General features: G+C 65.8%; 17 protein-coding genes. 6 read left to right on the top strand and 11 right to left on the bottom strand.

Annotated elements, in window-relative coordinates:
- Positions 1–8 precede the first annotated feature (8 nt).
- The 6 genes from NY78_RS10090 to NY78_RS10065 all read right to left on the bottom strand — a co-directional run bounded on the left by NY78_RS10090 (position 9) and on the right by NY78_RS10065 (position 4,586).
- Positions 9–719: a superoxide dismutase gene (locus tag NY78_RS10090; RefSeq protein WP_043635162.1), complete on the bottom strand. Its 711-nt coding sequence runs from the start codon at positions 717–719 to the stop codon at positions 9–11.
- 171 nt (positions 720–890) lie between these two features.
- Positions 891–1,661: a hypothetical protein gene (locus NY78_RS10085; protein ID WP_082139959.1), complete on the bottom strand. Its 771-nt coding sequence runs from the start codon at positions 1,659–1,661 to the stop codon at positions 891–893.
- A 9-nt stretch (positions 1,662–1,670) separates the two neighbouring features.
- Complete coding sequence (locus tag NY78_RS10080; protein WP_043635158.1) at positions 1,671–2,135, bottom strand: hypothetical protein; 465 nt, start codon at positions 2,133–2,135, stop codon at positions 1,671–1,673.
- A 10-nt stretch (positions 2,136–2,145) separates the two neighbouring features.
- Positions 2,146–2,736 (bottom strand): RNA polymerase sigma factor, encoded by a 591-nt coding sequence (locus NY78_RS10075; RefSeq protein WP_043635155.1) that lies wholly within the window; start codon positions 2,734–2,736, stop codon positions 2,146–2,148.
- A 13-nt stretch (positions 2,737–2,749) separates the two neighbouring features.
- Entirely contained in the window at positions 2,750–3,250 is a 501-nt protein-coding gene (locus NY78_RS10070; RefSeq protein ID WP_043635153.1) for a periplasmic heavy metal sensor, read from the bottom strand.
- A 283-nt stretch (positions 3,251–3,533) separates the two neighbouring features.
- Positions 3,534–4,586: a class I fructose-bisphosphate aldolase gene (locus NY78_RS10065; RefSeq protein ID WP_043635150.1), complete on the bottom strand. Its 1,053-nt coding sequence runs from the start codon at positions 4,584–4,586 to the stop codon at positions 3,534–3,536.
- A gap of 200 nt (positions 4,587–4,786) precedes the next feature.
- On the opposite strand from NY78_RS10065, the gene NY78_RS10060 reads away from it, so the two are divergent.
- The 3 genes from NY78_RS10060 to NY78_RS10050 all read left to right on the top strand — a co-directional run bounded on the left by NY78_RS10060 (position 4,787) and on the right by NY78_RS10050 (position 9,396).
- On the top strand, positions 4,787–5,515 hold the full coding sequence (locus NY78_RS10060; protein WP_043635147.1) for an MBL fold metallo-hydrolase: 729 nt from the start codon (positions 4,787–4,789) through the stop codon (positions 5,513–5,515).
- A 51-nt stretch (positions 5,516–5,566) separates the two neighbouring features.
- The gene (locus NY78_RS10055) at positions 5,567–6,043 is read left to right on the top strand and encodes a C40 family peptidase (RefSeq protein ID WP_043635142.1); all 477 of its coding nucleotides are present in this window, start codon (positions 5,567–5,569) and stop codon (positions 6,041–6,043) included.
- Between the two features lie 146 nt (positions 6,044–6,189).
- Positions 6,190–9,396 (top strand): ATP-binding protein, encoded by a 3,207-nt coding sequence (locus tag NY78_RS10050; RefSeq protein WP_043635139.1) that lies wholly within the window; start codon positions 6,190–6,192, stop codon positions 9,394–9,396.
- Here the strand turns inward: NY78_RS10050 and NY78_RS10045 are convergent.
- Positions 9,348–10,316, bottom strand: a complete 969-nt coding sequence (locus NY78_RS10045) for a bile acid:sodium symporter family protein (protein WP_047960127.1) — start codon at positions 10,314–10,316, stop codon at positions 9,348–9,350. The two genes, NY78_RS10050 and NY78_RS10045, sit on opposite strands and share 49 nt — an antisense overlap.
- A 234-nt stretch (positions 10,317–10,550) precedes the next feature.
- Positions 10,551–11,777, bottom strand: coding sequence for a zinc-dependent alcohol dehydrogenase (locus NY78_RS10040; protein WP_043635137.1), 1,227 nt, complete (start codon positions 11,775–11,777; stop codon positions 10,551–10,553).
- 153 nt (positions 11,778–11,930) lie between these two features.
- On the opposite strand from NY78_RS10040, the gene NY78_RS10035 reads away from it, so the two are divergent.
- The 3 genes from NY78_RS10035 to NY78_RS10025 all read left to right on the top strand — a co-directional run bounded on the left by NY78_RS10035 (position 11,931) and on the right by NY78_RS10025 (position 13,502).
- On the top strand, positions 11,931–12,593 hold the full coding sequence (locus tag NY78_RS10035) for a CBS and ACT domain-containing protein (protein WP_043635134.1): 663 nt from the start codon (positions 11,931–11,933) through the stop codon (positions 12,591–12,593).
- Positions 12,594–12,726: 133 nt separating this feature from the next.
- Complete coding sequence (locus tag NY78_RS10030) at positions 12,727–12,963, top strand: hypothetical protein (RefSeq protein WP_043635132.1); 237 nt, start codon at positions 12,727–12,729, stop codon at positions 12,961–12,963.
- A gap of 176 nt (positions 12,964–13,139) precedes the next feature.
- Positions 13,140–13,502, top strand: coding sequence for an STAS domain-containing protein (locus NY78_RS10025; protein ID WP_043635129.1), 363 nt, complete (start codon positions 13,140–13,142; stop codon positions 13,500–13,502).
- A 221-nt stretch (positions 13,503–13,723) separates the two neighbouring features.
- Here the strand turns inward: NY78_RS10025 and NY78_RS10020 are convergent, their stop codons facing one another.
- From NY78_RS10020 to NY78_RS10010, 3 genes are all read right to left on the bottom strand, one after another.
- Positions 13,724–14,743: an electron transfer flavoprotein subunit alpha gene (locus NY78_RS10020; protein WP_043635128.1), complete on the bottom strand. Its 1,020-nt coding sequence runs from the start codon at positions 14,741–14,743 to the stop codon at positions 13,724–13,726.
- Between the two features lie 15 nt (positions 14,744–14,758).
- Positions 14,759–15,559: an electron transfer flavoprotein subunit beta/FixA family protein gene (locus NY78_RS10015; protein WP_043635125.1), complete on the bottom strand. Its 801-nt coding sequence runs from the start codon at positions 15,557–15,559 to the stop codon at positions 14,759–14,761.
- 303 nt (positions 15,560–15,862) lie between these two features.
- Positions 15,863–17,719, bottom strand: a complete 1,857-nt coding sequence (locus NY78_RS10010; protein WP_043635122.1) for a 4Fe-4S ferredoxin — start codon at positions 17,717–17,719, stop codon at positions 15,863–15,865.
- Positions 17,720–17,862 lie beyond the last annotated feature (143 nt).

Raw genomic sequence — 17,862 nt, 5'->3', positions numbered from 1 at the left:
TCGCGGGCTCAGCCGAGATTTTTCGCTGCGAAGTCCCAGTTCATAAGCTTTTCCAACACACCCTTGATGTAGTCGGCCCGCCGGTTCTGGTAGTCCAGATAATAGGCGTGTTCCCAGACGTCGATGACCCACAGGGGCTTTAACCCGTCCTGCATGGGATTGTCGGCGTTGCCGGTCTTGACCACCGACAATTTGCCGGCCCCATCGGCCGCCAGCCAGGCCCAGCCGCTGCCGAACTGGGTCGCGGCCGCCTCGGCCAGGGCCTTCTGGCAGGCCTCAAGGCTGCCAAACGAGGTCTCAACGGCCTTGGCCAGCTTGCCCGAAGGCGCGCCGCCGCCGCCGGCCGTAAGGCCGTTCCAGTAAAACACATGGTTCCAGGCCTGGGCCGTATTGCGAAAAAGCCCCACCAGCTTGGGGTCTTTGGCGGCCGCCAGAAACACTTTGTCCAGGGGCTGCCCGGCCAGCGGGGTGTCGGCCACCAGCTTGTTGGCGTTGTCAAAATAGCCAAGGGTATGTTTGCCGTAATGAAAGCCCACGGTTTTGGCCGAAATGACCGGCTCCAGGGCGTTTTCGGCATACGGCAGGGGCGGGGCGGCAAAAGTGGCGGCCCGGGCCTGTCCGGGACGGAGCATTCCGCCGGCCAAAAGCATGAGACTTGCTCCGGCGGCAAGACGTAACACCTGGCGTCGGGAAGGGGATGCGTCGCACGGTACTGGCATGTTCTTCTCCTTGGCGCGCCCGTTGCCAAACGACGGGTGAGGCGAAAGCCGCTGGACGCAGCCATGGCAGAGCGCGCGTTGGCGTTGTGGCGGACCGCGCCAGGGGTGCGGTCCGCCAGAGGATGAGGCCAGTATTGCCAGAAAAGGCGAAGCAGGGGAACAGAAAAACGATTATGGGGCGGTCTTGGGCGCAGGGTCCGGGGCCTTACCGGTTTCGGCCGGGGGCGACACCGCGCTCTTGCCTGAAGTTTCAGACTGTTGCGGGGCACCTGCCGCAGGAGGCTGTCCGGACGGACGGGCCGGGGGCGACCCGGGGCGGTCCCCTGGCGGCGGTCCCGGGTGCGGGCCGGGGGGCGGCAGATCCCACTCCGGATCAAACAGATCCGGCGGCGGCGGCGGGAAACCTTCCATGCCCGGCGGCGGGCCGAAGCCATGCGGCGGCGGGAAACCTTCCATGCCCGGCGGCGGGCCGAAGCCATGCGGCGGCGGGGGCATCCCTTCCATGCCTGGCGGCGGCGGATAGCCTTCCATGCCCGGCGGCGGCGGCGGCGGACCAAAACGGTCCATGGCTTTACGCCGGGATTCCAGCCGGGCCATGGTGGCTGAAAATTTCTCGCGTTGTTCGGGAGTGAGCATCGCCTTGGTCAGCTCGATGCTCGTGGTAATGAGTTCCCGGATACGCGGTTCCTGTTCCCGACGGATGGCCAGGATCTGGCGGGCCGTATCCATGATCAGCGGCCGCAGTTTTTCCTGCTGTTCGTCGGTCAAATCGAGGTCGCTGGACATGCGGTGCAGGGCCATGGCCGCAAATTGGCGGGGGTCGCCGTGGATCATGGCCAGGGGTCCTCGGTCGCCGAGCAGGCGGGAGGCGATAAAGCCCATGACCGCACCCGAGGCAAACAGCACCAGCCCGGCCAAAACCATGGCTGTTTTCTTATTCATGCGCACACCTTACACGCCAAGCAGGGAAACCAGGACCTGGCCGCTGGGATCATAAAACAACAGGCGTCCCAGTTCTTCCTCAAGCCCCGAACCAAACGTCAGGGCGACAAGGACCGTGGCCACGGCCAACAGTCCGGCTCCGGCGGCCATGCGCCACAACACCCGGTTTTCCTGGACAACAGCCCCGTCCGCCTCGGCCGACTCGGCCCGAAGCGTGGCCAGCACCGATGCGGCCAGGCCTGGGTCCAGGGGCGGCGCAGGGCGATTGGCCTGGGCTCGTTGCAGCACGGCTTCCAGGCGGTCGATGCGCTGGGAAGCGTCGGCCGGCGTCGCTGCGACAGCAGGCGTCGCCTTGATGGCGGCCAGTACCGAGCCGGCCAACCCGGCCTCGGGCAGGGGTGCGGGCCGACGGGCGTGGGCCGCCCGTAACACCGCTTCCAGGCGGTCGATGCGCCGTGAATCGTTTCCGTCCATGGAGTCCTCCTTACGCGCCGATGACATCGCCAAGTATCTCCCGGAGCTTTTTCCTGGCCCGAAAGGCCCGCACCTTGACGTTGGGGACGCTCATCCCAAGCATCTCGGCCGCTTCGGCCACGGATCGCTCTTCCAGATGGGTCAGGGTCACCACCATGCGGTCCGTGGCCGACAGCTTGTCCAAAGCCCAGCGCAACAAATCCTCGGCTTCCCGGCGCGAGGCCGTCTCCTCGGCGGCCTCGCCCGTGGCCAGGGCCGCCGCTTCTTCGGCAAAGGCCCGGCATTCATCGGACAGATCACTTTCCGAGCGCTCCTTGATGCGATACTGCGCCCGCCAGAAATCGTGGCAGGTACGCACCGCCACCTTGGCCAGCCAGTGTCCCAGGGGACTTTCCCCCCGGTAGCCGTCCAAGGAGCGATACGCCCGCACAAACACCTCATGGGTCAGTTCAGCCACCCGGTCCCGGGGCGCGTGTCCGGAAACAATCCCGGATACGCGCCCCTGGTACTTGGTCATGATTGTCGCGTAGGCATCCACGTCGCCGCCCCGAATCGCCTTCAGGACCCGGGCGTCCTCCATGTCTACCACCGCTTCGACCATAACGCTCCGGAGTTTAGCTGTCCGTACCGGCGTGGGTGTCGATCCAATCATTGACCAACTCGCGGCCGGCATGAAATCGCTCCTTGGGGTCCCTGGGCATCGGCGGCTTCCCGACCTCTTCCCAAATTGTTCGCTGCTCCGGGGTCAGCAGGGTCAGCAGCGTGGCTTCAACCTTGCCCCGCAGCACGGCCATGTTCTCAGCGGCGACGCCGATGGCCCGACTGGCCTGGCGCACACTGGTCTCATTGCCGGGATCGGCCCGCATGACGTCGCGCATGCCGTCAAAGGCGGCGCGCATGGCCGCCATGCCGGACTCGAAGGCCGGCCGGTTGTGCTTGAGCACCACGGCCACATCATGTTTCTGGGCGTCGGTCAGTTTAAGCGACAGCAGCCTGTCAAGCAATCCTTCCGGTCCGGGTCCGCCAGGACCGCCCGGGCCGGGACCGGCAGCCACTGCATAGGCCGAGCCGATCAGGATGGCCAGGGTGAGCATTCCATAAAACAACTTCTTCATGGGGATTAACCTCCCGCGTGGTTTGAGCGGCATTGCCGCCCATTACGCGGTTGGTCGCCGGCCCCGACCGACTGGTTACAGGGGCAAGACGCCCTGGCCCAAACGTCCCGGACCCTCTGAGCGCCGGTCGCGGCCGGCACGGCCCAAGCCCTGGCGTCCGGCTGCGGCCTTTGTTCCGGCCCATCCACGGGGCTGCCCGCCGGTGAAGCGGGCAGCCGGAGGAACCCCTGTGCAGTGCGGCCCGGCCACACCCCGGACGAGGCCGCGGCGAACGGACGCGCCCCTAGGCGATGGTGACCTCTGGGCACAGGTAGACGTCCTGAATGGCGTGTAACAGCTTGACGCCCTCGGGCATGGGCCGCTGGAAGGCCTTGCGGCCGGAAATGAGGCCCATGCCGCCGGCCCGCTTGTTGACCACGGCCGTGGCCACGGCATCGGGGAAATCCGACGCGCCCGACGCGCCGCCGGAATTAATGAGGCCGATGCGGCCCATGTAGCAGTTGGCCACCTGATAGCGGGTGAGGTCGATGGGATGGTCGGTGGTCAGCTGGCTGTAGACCCGCTTGTCGGTCTTGCCAAAGCCGATGGCCGTATAGCCGCCGTTGTTGGTGGGCTGCTTTTGCTTGACGATGTCCGCCCCGATGGTGGCGGCCAGATGGTTGGCCTGGCCGGTCAGGTCGGCGGACGTGTGGTAATCCACGCCGTCTTTGACGAAGCCGGGGTTGCGCAGATAGGCCCACAGGATGCAGGCCATGCCCAGGTCGTGGGCCCGGGCAAAGGCCTCGGAGATTTCCTGGATCTGGCGGCGGCATTCCGGCGAACCGAAATAGACGGTCGCGCCAACGGCCACGGCCCCCATGTCGTAGGCCTGCTCCACCGAGGCAAACAGGGTCTGGTCGTGGATGGGCGGCAGGGAGAGCAGCTCGTTGTGGTTGATCTTCAGGATGAAGGGAATTTTGTGGGCGTATTTGCGGGCCACGCTGCCAAGGACGCCCAGGGTCGAGGCCACGGCGTTGCAGCCGGCCTCAATGGCCAGTTTGACGATGTTTTCCGGATCGAAATAGATGGGGTTGGGGGCAAACGAGGCCCCGGCCGAGTGTTCGATGCCCTGGTCCACGGGCAAAATCGACATGTACCCGGTGCCGGCCAGGCGGCCGTGCCCATACAGACTGGCCATGGACCGCAGCACGGGCAACGGCCGGTCGGTCTGGGTAAATATCGTGTCCAGATAGTCCGGGCCGGGCAGGTGCAGGGACTCCTTGGCAATGGTTTGGCAGACGTGGGTCAGAAGCGAATCGGCTTCGCCGCCGAGATATCCGGTAATGGCATTGATCATGATGGCCGCCTCCTTTGGCAGATTACGAGGATAGTAGGACAGGTGCCGCCGTAACGACAACTAAAAACAACATCCGTTCTCTCCCGGGTCCGGCGACGAGTCCGCGGCGATCCGGCCAAAGACGGGCGACGGGGCAGCGCCGGCCCTTGCGCCCGGCTCCCGGTCCGGCTACCATGCATCCTGAGGCAAGGAGGCCTGCCATGCTGCTTGAAACCCTTCTGGCCCTGGCTCTGGTGGCGACCTGCGCCCAACCGGCGACGGCCGCCCCGACATCCGACACCTTCGAGACCACCGGCGGACCGCTGACCGTGACCTTTATCGGCCACGGCTCCCTGCGCTTCGATTTTGCCGGCAAAATCATCTATGTTGATCCGTACGGCAAAGTGGGCGACTACAGCGCCATGCCCCCGGCCGATCTGGTTCTGTTGACCCACGAACACGGCGACCACCTCGACCCCGACGCCCTGGGCCATCTCACCAGCCCCGACACCCCGATCATCTTGACCGGAGCCGGCCTGGAAAAGCTCGGCCGGGGCGTGGTCCTGGAAAACGGCCAGACAACCGAACGGCTTGGCATCGCCATTGCCGCCGTGCCGGCCTATAACATCGTCCACAAGCGCGACTCCGGCGACCCGTTTCATCCCAAGGGCCGCGGCAACGGCTACGTCCTGACCTTTGGCGACAAGCGGGTTTATGTGGCCGGCGACACCGAGGACATCCCGGAAATGGCCGCGCTGGCCGGGGTGGACATCGCCTTTTTGCCCATGAACCTGCCCTACACCATGACCCCGGAGATGGCGGCCAAGGCCGCCCGCATGGTGCGGCCCAAGGTGCTGTATCCGTATCACTACGGCGACACCGACCCCAAGCAGCTCGCGGCCCTTCTGGCCGGCGACGGCATCGAGGTCCGGGTCCGGGATTTACGCTAGCCTGGGCAGCGGCACGGGATTTGCTCATCTCCTGGACGGAGGTCCGGGATCATGTCTGTCACCTGCCGCATCACCCTGCTGCTCCTGTGCGCCCTCTCCCTTGGCGGCTGCGCCTTTTCCGGGGGCGGCCGCGAACCGGTTTCCCTGGCCCCGGCCCAGGAGACCCTGCTGGAGACGGCAAAATCCCAGATCGGCACGCCCTATCGTGCGGCGGGCGAGTCGCCGGGGCAGGGCTTTGACTGTTCGGGCTTTGTCCAATGGGTCTACGCCCGCCACGGCATCCGCCTGCCGCGCCGCACCCAGGATCAACTCATGGCCGGACGCCCCGTGCCCCGGGAAGAACTGCAAGCCGGCGATCTGATCTTTTTTGCGCCCTCGGGCAAACTCTCCAGCCTCCACGTGGGCATCTTTGACGGCCACGGGGGCTTCATTCACAGCCCTTCCTCGGGCGGCCGGGTGCGCCAGGAGTATCTGCTGGCCCCCTACTGGCGCTCCAGTTATTACGCGGCCAACCGGGTGGCGCGCTGACACGGCCCCCCCCTCGCAAAGGCTTTGACACCTTTCCCGGTTGTTTTTAAGAAAGCTAGAAATTCATACTGCCAGCCGCTGCAACGCGGTTTTTCCCGGCAATCCCCGGCCAGCGGGGTTTGTCGGAGCGAGGCGGCGGACACTTCATGCGCGGCGTATCCCTGAGACTCAAGATCAATACGGCGATTCTACTCGCTTTCCTGGCTGCTGCGGCAGCTTTCGGCGGTGTTTTGCGCCTGTATATGAACGACCGGCAGGCCGCCGCCCAAAATCGGACCCGCACCCTGCTTGGCGTTCTGGCCGCCCACCGCCTGGAAAATCTCGCTCCCCTGCTCCATGTGGCCCAGGCGGCAAACGCCGCCGCAGACATCTTAAACCGACTCGTTCGGGTCGATGGCGTCACCGAAGCCAGCCTGTTCACGGCCACAGGCCGTCTCGTGGCCACGGCCGGCGACAGCGCAGCCGGACCGCTGGCCAACGAAAACGACGGCAGTCTGCCGACAGGACGGGTCTTTACCGTTTCGGCCAAAGACGACCGGCTGACCGCCACCCTGGTCGAACCCATCCGCGACGACAAAGGCCAGGATCTGGGTTTCCTGCGGCTGCGCTACGCCTTACAGGAAACCTCGCCCCTGGCCGCCCAGGTCTGGACCATCTTCGCCCTGGCCGTGGTCGGGGCCTATATCTTTTTGGCCGGGCTGCTCAACCTGATGCTCCACCGCTTCGTGCTTGAGCCGGTCGATACCTTGCGCCAGGCCCTGGAAGCCGTGGAGGCCGGGGATCTCGACCAGTCCGTGCCCGTCAACAGCGCCGACGCCCTGGGCCGGGTGGGCACGGCCTTTAACGCCATGGCCGCCCGGCTGCGCGAGACCTCGCGCTGGCTTGGCGAATCCCGGGCCGAGGTTGAAGAACACCGGTTGCTGCTGGCCCGGCGGGTGGAGGAGCGCACGGCCGAACTGGCAACGGCCAACACCCGTCTGGTGGAGGAGATCGAAGCGCGACGCCGGGCCGAGGAGTTGTTGTCGCGCCAGATGGCCCTGTATATCGCCATTTTGGAATCCACGGCCGAAGCCGTTGTCTGCGTCTCCGCCGCTCCTCCGAACTTTGAAGTCCTGGCCCTCAACCAACGCTTTCTGGAAATCTGGAACCTGCCGCCGGATTGGGCCACAGGGGAAAACGCCTTCCAACGCTTCAGCCCCATCCTCAACCAGATTGTCGGCGCCCAGGAGGTCAGGCTGCTCTTTCACCGCCTGATGGCCGACACCGAAAGCCTGTCGGAAACCTGCCTGGAGCTCCACGACGGACGCTACATCGAACGCCGCAGCGGACCCATCCGCCAGGACGGCGTCTATATCGGCCGGGTGTTCTCCTATATCGACGTCACCACCCGCCACCGGGCCGAAAATTCCCTGCGCCAGGCCCTGGCCCAACGCGACGTCGTGCTTGGCAACACGCAAGTCGGGCTGGCCACCACCCGCGGCGACATCTGCACCGATATCAACGCCCGGGGCGCGGAGATGCTCGGCTATCCCCAGGAGGAACTCATCGGCCGCAATACCGCCGAGTTGCTCAGCACCCAGGAGCAGGACATGGTGGCCAAGGAACAATTTGACCAAGTCCTCGCCAGCCAGGGTTCCATCAGCCAGGAATGCCGGGTCGTTCGCAAGGACGGCCAGGAATTCTGGATTCGCATCCACGGCAAGCGGGTAAACCCCGAAGCTCCGGATTCCCTCGTGGTCTGGGCTTTTGACGACATCACCCAGGAAAAACAGCGCCAGGCGAGCCTTGAGCAGGCCAAAACCGTGGCTGAGGAAGCCTCCCAGGCCAAAGGGGTCTTTCTGGCCGTCATGAGCCATGAAATCCGTACCCCGCTCAATGCCGTCATGGGCCTCACCGACGTTCTGCTGGCCGGGCCAGCGACCCCGGAACAGCTTGGGCATCTGCGCACCATCCGCGACTCGGCCGGGCACCTGCTTGGCGTGGTCAACGACATTCTGGATTTTTCCAAAATCGAAGCCGGCAAATTGATCCTGGAACGCATCGACTTCGACGTGCGCGAGGTCATAGCCGAAGCCGCCCGGACCGTTGCGCTGGCCGCCAGCCAAAAAGGACTGGCCTTTACCGTTTCCGTAGACGCGGCCGTGCCGACCGCCCTTCGCGGCGATGCCGGCCGCCTGCGTCAGGTGTTGCTCAACTTCCTCGGCAATGCGGTCAAATTCACCGCTGCCGGGACCGTGTCCCTGACGGTTGCCCCGGTTGCCGCCCCAGACACGCCGCCGGGCCGGGTCGGGCTGGCTGTTACCGTCAGCGATACCGGCATCGGCGTCGATCCGACCCGCTCGGCCGAACTTTTCGAGAGCTTCAACCAGGGACCGGGCCATATCGCCCGACGCTTCGGCGGCACGGGCCTGGGGCTGGCCATCAGCAAGGAACTCGTGGAGCGCATGGGCGGCCATATCGCCGTCGCCAGCCGCTTGGGCGCCGGCAGCGTCTTCTCCTTCACCGTGTTTCTGCTGCCCGGAAACGCCGATGCCGTGATCCGCCGGGCGGCCGCGCCGGCCGGCGGCGTCGCCGCCGGGCAAAAGACCCTGCGCATCCTGTTGGTGGAGGACAACGAGCTCAATGCCGCCGTCACCCGGCTGCACATGGGCCGCATGGGGCACACGCTGACCGTGGCCGACTCGGCCCGGCAAGCCTACGCCGCCTTGGCCCAACAGCGCTTTGACGCCGTGCTCATGGATATCGAGATGCCGGAAATCGACGGCATCACGGCCACCCGGACCATCCGAAACGGCGGCCCGGCCGGTCTCCCGGCCCTGGACCCGGGTGTGCCCATCATCGCGGTGACGGCCCATGCCGTGGAAGACGTGCGCCAGCAATGCCTGGAATCGGGTATGGACGGATTTGTCACCAAACCCGTCAACTATCGCACCCTGCAAGACACCCTGGAAGCTATCTGGCGGGGAAATTGCCCGCTCCCGTCCCTGCCGTCGCAAGCGTTTGGCCTGGAAGTCTTTGCGCCCGGCAAGGCCCGGGAGGCCATGGGCCTGTCCTGGCCCCAATTCAGGGGACTCCTGCACACGAGTTATGACGAAGGGTCCAAACGGCTGGCCGAAGCCCGGCTGGCCGTTGAAAACGGCGACCATGAGCAGGCCGTGCTGGCCGCCCACACGTTCAAAGGAACCGCCGCCACCATCGGCTCCTACGCCAGCCGGCAGGCGGCCGTCCTGCTGGAACAGGCCCTGGGTCGTCATGATGCGGCCGAAATCCAGAGCCTCCTGGACCAGATGCAGGCCCTCTGGAATCAGGTCCGGCTTGCCCTGGAAACCTGGACCTGCCCCGACGAAGGCTGACCGCCTCCGCCGCGACGCCACCACCGGGCCAGGGCCACCCCGGCCAGATTCTGCTCCAGGCTGAAAAGCGCGGCCGGCAGGGCCGCCGCCGGCGTGAAATAGAGCTTGGCCAGGGCCACGCCCAGGCCGGAATTCTGCATCCCCACCTCGATGGCAATGGCGGCCACGTCGGCCCGGTCCCGGGTGAGCGCCCTAGCCCCAAGCCAGCCCAGGGCGAAGCCGGCCAGATTGTGCAGCACCACCGCCGCCATTACCATTCCCGGGAAGGCCAGCACCGTCTCGCGGTTCAGTCCCACCACGCAGGCGATGACCATGGCCACCACCAACATGGATAACGGCGGAAACACCGCCAGCACCGGCTCCAGGCGTTGGCGCAGCAGCCGGCGCAAAATCAGGCCGTCCATGACCGGAAAGGCCACGATCCAGAACACCGAACCGGCCATGGCCAGGGCGTCGACCTGAAGGCGCGTGCCGCAGTAGGCAGCCACAATGGCCGGGGTGAGGATGGGGGCCAGCAGGGTGGTTGCCAGGGTGAGGACCACGGACAAGGCCAGATTGCCGCCGGCCAGATAGGTGACGACATTGGAAGCCGTGCCGCCCGGACAGGCCCCGACCAGCACCACGCCGACCGCCGTCTGGGGGTCGAGGGCGAAAAGCCGGGCCACGGCCATGGCCACCCCGGGCATGATGGTGAATTGCAGGGCCGTCCCCAGGACCACCAGCCGCCATTTGGGCAACAGTCCGGCAAAGTCCCCGACCCGAAGCGTCAGGCCCATGCCGAACATGATGACGCCCAGGGCCGGCGAGATGTACGGGGCCAGCCAGGTGAAAAGTCCCGGCCAGACCAGGGCCAGGGCGGAAAATCCCAGGGCCAGGGACAAAAATGATCTTTCAACGAAATGGGCAACGCGCGTGAGCATGGCCGGCGATACCGGCCCGCCGCCGCGCGGTCAAGCCCGGGTCCTGCGCCCCCGGCCGCCGGAAACAACGGTAATTCCCGACAGACGCCAGCGCGGGCTGTCCCGGTCAGCAGCCGACCGGCTTACCGATCAGCCCCCAAACCCCTTTACAAACTTCTCCAAGTGCAGGGGTCCGGGGGGATCATCCCCCCGGCCGCCGGAGGCATCCTCCGCCTTCGCTTCTCACCCTCGCCCTCACCCGGCCAAGGCCGGACGCAGATCAAAGGCCACCTTGACGCTACCGGAAGCCCGCTTGTCAAAGGCGGTGGCAAAGGCCTGCCGCCACGCGTCCAGGGCAAAGGTGTGGGTCAAGAGGCCCGCCGTCGGATACGTGCCCGAGGCCAGCAGCTCAAGCGCCAGGGCGTAGGTGCGAACCCGCTCTCCGGGACGGCGCGGGTCCGGGCCGGTGGCGCAGCCCGAGGAGCCGGCAATGGTCAGCTCCCGAAACCACAGGCTGGAAATATCCACGTCGTGAATGCGCGCCCCGGCCCCCACCATGACGTAGCTGCCGCCGGCCGCCAGGGCCAGCAGCCCGTCGCCAAAGGTGCGCGACGACCCGACGCAGTCAAAAATCAGGTCCACCCCGCCCTCGATATTGCCGCCGCCAAGGCTGGTCGGCACAAAGCGCGCCCCGATGGCCTCGGCCAGTTCCTGACGGCTTCGCGGCGAAATGGTCGCGTCCGCCCCGCCCGCCCGGGCCAGGGCCACCTGGACCGGATGGCGCGCCGCCACCAGTATCCGGCTGCGGCTGCCAAGAGCCCGCAGACAGCGCAGCACATGCTGGCCGACGATCCCCGCCCCGTAAATGAGCACCGTGGCCCCGTCCTTCGGGAAATGGTCAAGCACCGGCTGCAGGGCCGAGGCCAGGGAATCGGTCAGCACCGCGTCCTCGTCGCCGACCTCGTCCGGCACGGCCACAAGGCGCGAGGGATGGGCGGCCGTGCGATCGGCCATGGCCCCGCCGGCCCGGCGCGTGAACCCAAGAAACGACCCCGGCGGCAGATCGCCGTCAAGAAACCGCTCGCAACGGTTGTACCGTCCCTCCCGGCAACTGGGGCAGTCCGGCAACCCGCGGACCGCGCACGGCAGCCCCGGCTCCACCACCACCCGTCCCCCGGACCGCAGCCCAAGCTCCGGCACGTCCTCTTCAAGCTCGGCCACCATCTCATGGCCCAAAATAAACGGCAGGCTGGCGTACGGTTCGAGCAACGGCGATTCGAGCCCCCGCAGCAACCCCAGCTCCGAACCGCAGATGCCGCACAGCCGGGGCCGCAGGGCAACCCAGCCCTTGGGCGGGTCAAAGGGCACGGTTTCAAGCGAAAGCGGGGCCAAAGACGAAAAAAACCGCCTGGGCGCCAGCTTCGAGGCCAGGGTGCAGGCCAGATAACGCGGAATGCTGCGACGGTACAGGAGGGCCTTCATCAGTTTTTTCCTTTTCCGGCGGGGTGGAATAGCTTGAAATAATGGCGGAAACACGTATAGGTCAGGCAAATGTCCCGACGCTGCCGCGCCGCGTGATGTCCGGGCCTTATACCACAATCGGCCCGCCCTCAAGGGACCGCCAAGGAGACGCACATGCTGATAAAGGATTGGATGAGCAAGTCCCCGGTCACGGCCAAGCCGAGCACCTCCATCATGAAGGCGGCCAAGCTCATGAAGGAAAATGGCTTTGGCCGCCTGCCCGTGGTTGACGACGACGGCCGACTGGTCGGCATCGTCTCGGACCGCGACATCAAGGAAGCCTCGCCTTCCAAGGCCACCACCCTGGATATGCACGAGCTGTACTACCTGCTCTCGGAGATCAAGGTGGGCGACATCATGACCAAAACGGTCATCACCATCGCTCCCGACGATACCGTGGAAAAGGCCGCCGTGCTCATGCTGCGCCACAGCGTCGGCGGCATGCCCGTGGTCGATGCCGGCGGACTTGTGGTCGGCGTCATCACCGACAGCGATATTTTCAAGGTGCTCGTCAGCATCACCGGCGTCTTAAGCGGCGGCATGCAGTTTGCCTTCGAACTGCCCAACGTCTCCGGCAGCCTCAAGACCGTCCTTGACGACCTCAAGGCCCATGACGTGCGCATCCTCAGCATCCTCACCAATTACGACGACGACAAGCCCGAGACCCGCACCGTCTATATCCGCGTGCGCCCCATGGACGACGCCCAGGCCAAGGAAGTCATCGACCGCCTCAAGGCCAATCACAACCTGCTCTACTGGGCCAAAGACGTCATGTAGACCGCCCTTTCCGCCCCGATACCCGCCCAATTCCTGCCGCCGCCAGCCAACCGGTTGACGGCGGCAGGATCATGCCTATTGTTGCAGCAGGCCGGCAAGCGCTGTCCGGCCGAACGCCCCCAAGGAGTGCCCCATGCCCGAAGACCGTATTTGCCCGCATTGCAAAGTCAAACTCCAACCCTGGGTCGGTCCCCCGGAAACCGGTTGGGGTGAAATACTCGTGTGCAATAACAACGAATGCACCTTCTATCGCTGCTCCAAGACAGATATCCAGCACAAGGATGAAGACAACAGCCTCGGCTGCCGCTACGCCGAAGACCCGGACAACGGCTACAAGAGCTTCAATCTGCTGGCCTGGCACAAAATCTAGCCAGACCTTCCCCCAACGCCGGCCCAGCCGGCGTTTTTTGTGCCCTGCCCCAAGGTGAACAGTCTGTCATGTTCAGGCTTTTATCCTTGCCTGCCGCGCCGCCTTGCGGCTATTCTCGCCCATCAACGACGCCGGAACGGTTCAACCGCTCCGACCGCATGGACCACACCACACACATGAGCCGAATAGCCATTGCCAACCAACACGGCGTCCTCTGGGCCCGTACCGACGGCCCCCTGAGCGCGCCCGTGTCTCTGGAACTGGAAACCGCCGTGCTCGAAGCCGCCACCGTCGGACGCTACCAGGTCATCGTGCTCGACCTGTCCCAGTCGCCCACCGTCGACAGCAGCGGCGTCGGGGCCCTCGTGCGCCTGCAAACCGCCCTGGCCACCAAAGGACGACGACTCATCCTGGCCAACCCCACCACCGCCGTGGCCGACGAACTGCGCCTGCGCGACCTCTACGCCTTCTTCCAAATCTCCCACGACCTGCATCCCGATATGGATCAGGAAGAACTGCTCCTGGCCAGCGACCTGTAAAGGAGCGGGGGCGAAGGCGAAGGCGAAGATGCCTCCGGCGGCCGGGGGCCTGAGGCCCCCGGACCCCCCAAATGGTTTCAGGGGGACGGCGTTGCCGCGACCCTGGACGGAAGCGGGCAAAAGCCCTGTCGGCCGGAGTGCGTCAGAAAATGCCAGCGGCCCGGAAGGATACATCCTTCCGGGCCGCTTTTTTGGGAGCGCAGGCAGCGTCCCGGTCTATCTTATCCCAACAATTCGTTGATCTTGCGCATAACCTCAAAGGCGTCGGCCACGTAGAGCACATCGGCTTTGCCCTGGGCCCAGCCGCAGGAGGCGTCGAGGTTGACGGCCCGGCGTTCGGTAATAAAGCGCCAGCCGACAACATGCGGTTCTTCGCCGTGGCAGCAGGTGGCCAGTCCTTTGGGGTGACGCGGCGTCGCGCCGGTCTGGCCGACCTGATGCAGGTGGGTGAGAAACGGCAGCACGGATTCGCCTTCGCCGCCCATATCGACCAGGGACTTGCTGCTGCCAAGCGACGCCTTGGCCTTGCCCAGGAACCCCAGGATCAACTGGCCGGCTTCGGTGACGTGGGGCACGCCGTCGGCCTGTTTTTTGGTCCAGCCGGCGCCGGCCACAAACAGCGTGGCCGCGTCGGGGCGGATGGTCTGCTCATCGGCCGAGGGGGCGACGATGGCTTTGACCGTGGTGCGGGTCATGGCCTCGGTGACGGCCACAGCCACGGCCGTGACGGCCGCCTGGCCGGGCGCGCCGTCATAAGCGGCGTAGCAGCCGCCGGAGACGGTGAGGCACCAGGGCCGGGCTGTGCGGGTCAGTTCGGCAGCCATGCGCTGGCGGTAGTAGCCGCGGGTGGCCACGGGCGCGCCGTCCTTGGCGGCCACGGCGGTGACGTGGGCATCGATGCGTCCGCCCAGGCGGGCGGCCGCGCCGGGCAGGGCCCGCGAAGCCCGGGAGTCGTCGGCCGCAATGACGATAGTGGCCGCGGCCGCCGCGGCCAGGGCTTCCATGGCCGCGACATCGGTGGCGTAGCGCGAGGCGGCAAAGGCTTCGCCGGTGACGGCGAAGACCGGGCCGCAGGCAGCCACGGCAGCGGCGGCCGGGGCGACATCGGCTCCGTAGAGTCCGACAGCCAGGGGCGCGCCCAGGCCTTCGGCCAGGGTTTTGGCGCAGGTCAGGGCTTCAAGGGACGCTTTGGCCAAGGTCCCGTCGGCGGCCACGGGAGAGACAAAAAGAATGGTTTCCATAGGGTAAGCCTCCGGCTAGCTCTGCAGCCAAGCAATGATTTCCTTGGCGATGTCATCGACGGGCGTGTCTTTGACCACGCGCGTCTCGCGCTTCTGGGCCGGCAGGGTCACCGACTGGTAGTCGATGGCTGCGGCATTGATGGCGGCCGGTTTGGCCTTTTGCAGAGCCGGCATGACGAGCCGCATGTTGGCCATGCCCACTTGCGGATTGTTCGGCGGTTCGGGCAACTCGCCCGTGGCCCAGCCCAGGACGGCCGGCGCGCCGGCGCAGGCGGAAATCTGGTACGCGCCGCCTTCGATGCGCTCCATGACTTCCAGGCTGCCGTCAGCGCCCACCGTCAGCTTGTCCACGCCCTGGAACTGGTCCACGATGCCAAGCTTCTCGCCCAGAAGCTGCAACGTGGAACCGGAACCGCGCGAGGCCGACTGCCAGCCGCCAAAAAGCAGCAGCTTGGAGGCGTCCAGGCCGGCAATGCCGGAGATGGCGGCAAAAAGGGCCTCGGCCACCTCGAAGGAATCGACGAAACCGCCGGCCGGCCCGTCAGCCACCACCAGCTCGAACGGAGCCTTCTGGGCCACGGTCATCATGACCTGCTGCAACTTGGCCTTGGGGCCAAGCGACACCAGCCAGACCTTGCTGCCCGGCGCGGACTTGGCCAGATGCGCCGCCTCGTACAGGGCATGGGACGCCCACGGATCAAGGATCGACGGCAGCATCAGTTCGTTTTTCAGGCCCCAGCCGGCCGGTCCCTTGACCGGCTCCAACGTCTGCAACGGATCAGGCACGATGCCGCCGCATACGACGATATGAAACATAGGCACTCCCTTATGCGGGGGAGGAGGAACCGGGGGAGGAAACCCTTTTTTGCAAAAAAGGGTCTTTTCCCTCGTTTCCTCCGCCTCTCCCAAAAACTCTCAATTTTATAAGCCGCTATTTTCCCTTTTCGGGGGTGCAGCCGGGACCACCAAAATGTCCCGGCTGCACCCCCCGGCAAGGGGGTCCGGGGGGGATTATCCCCCACGGCGGGTCCAGGGCAGCGCCCTGGTGGGGTCCGGGGCAACGCCCCGGCGGTGAGGTCTGGAGAGGCAGCGCCTCTCCAGTTCTTCTCTTCGTCTTTCCTAATTCTCAGCCGAATGTAATCCGCCGGCGCCGGCGGCGAAGCGGACGTTGGTGCGTTCGGGATCGGTCTTGGACGGCTTGGAGCAGTTCCACAGGCAGGCGCCGCAGTGCACGCATTTTTCGCGGTCGAAAAGCGGCACGCCGTCGTCGGGATTGGTGGTGATGGCCTGGCCGGAACAGGCCTCGATGCAGGTCTTTTCGCAACAGGCCCGGCAGGTGTCGTGGTCTTCGAAGGTGACGTGGTCGGCGTAGCCCGGCGCGGCCTGCACCTTGCCGCCAAGGAGCAGCGCATCCTGGTGGGAAATGAGCAACTTGCCGTCGTAGGCGATTTCCGGCCAGCCCACCTTGTCCATGAGCGCGTCGTGCAAGGCCAGCCCCTTGGCCGTGGCTTCCTGGCGGATGCGTTTGATCTCATCGCACGAGACGCGGCCCCGGTAGTATTCCTCAATGGACGGGATACGCTTGTGCACGGGTTCGGAATCGGCCGGCCAGCACAGCGCGCCCTTGGTCAGGCCGGCAAGCGCCATGCCGACGATGCCCGGAATAAACCCGGAGGCAAAGCCTTCACGGGAGCGGGCGGCAATTTTGGCTTCGGCCTCGACCCAGGAGGCCCGGCGGCGGGCGACGTAGGTTTTTTCCAGATTTTCCGCGGTAAAGGGCAGGCCCTGTTCCAACAACTGGACCACGGCCTGGCCCAGCTGCACGCCCGAGGTCCAGGCCTCGTCCACGCCCGAGCCGGTCAGCACGTTGGTGGTGCCGGACCCTTCGCCGATGCGGGCATAGCCGTCGCCGACCAGATACGGTTCGCCGTTTTTGCCGGATTCCTGGAGCGTCTTGGCCCCAAACGAGCGGATCGTGCCGCCCTTGAGCTGTTTCCACAGGTAGGGGTGCTGCATCCAGTGCTGGAGGTAGCGGTAGGCGGTGCGCACGGGGTTGTCGAACCAACTCGGCACGAAGATGCCAAGGGAGGCCACATGGCCGGGCAACACGTAGAGAAAACCGAAAATTTCGGGTTCCGGGAAACCAATGGTGTGGATGACCGTGCCGACCTTCCAGGAGCAGTTGCCGGGCAGGTCCACCACGAGTTTCATGCCCACGGCGTAGTCGCGCTGGTGATGCCCCATGGGCAACCCGCGCGCGTCGTCGATGGCCCGGCCGACCGGCCCGACCGGCCCGTCGCCAAGGACGGTCAGCCTGGCCCTGACGTCCATGCCGGGCATGAACGCGGCGTCGGGTTTGCCGGCCTTGTCCACGCCCTGGTCGGCCAGCCGCACGCCGACCACCTTGCGATGTTCGATGATGGGGGCGGCAACCGGCGAGGACGGCCAGATCTGGGCCGCGCCGGTGGCCATGATGGTGCTGCCCACCCACTGGTTGAACTGGCCAAGCGAAAAGGTCAGGCCGCCGTGCTTTTCCAGAAACGGCGGGATATAGGGCAACTCGACCGCCATGTCCTTGTAGCGGCAGCCCGGAAATTTTCCGCCGAGGAGCTTGAGCGCCGCATCGGCGGCTTTGAGGGGCAGCGGCCGGCGGCTGGCTCCGTGGGGATCGACGAGATAGACGACCTTTTCTTCGGTGATGGGCGTGCACAGCGGCACAGCGGCGGAATCGAGGCCGGGCAGGCTTTCGCGGATGCCGCGCGCCTTGGAGACCACGCCGGAGACGCCGACGCCGATGTCGTCGGCCCGCTCGTAGCAGATGACCTGGGGCGGCAATCCGGGCACGACAGTGCTTTCCATGACCGCCGAGCCGTCTTCGTTGACGATGCCCTTGGCCAGGGTGGTCAGAAACCCGCCCATGGCCGGGCCGAAGCCGACGCAGACAATGTCCGTTTCCATGACCTGCCGCTCATCCATACGCGCCTCCGTGGGTGGGTGGGAGGAGAAGAGGCGAAGAGCCGGGGGAGGAAACCCCTTTTGGGAAAAAGGGGTTTCCTCCCCCGGACCCCCACCTTCCCCAAAAACTTTTAAAGGGGTCTTCGTAACGTCAGTACCAGAAC

The organism is Desulfovibrio sp. TomC, from assembly GCF_000801335.2.
In the GTDB taxonomy this organism is placed as follows: Bacteria; Desulfobacterota; Desulfovibrionia; order Desulfovibrionales; family Desulfovibrionaceae; genus Solidesulfovibrio.
Note: the sequence above shows the minus strand (reverse complement) of the source record. Positions and strands in the feature narration are given on the sequence as shown.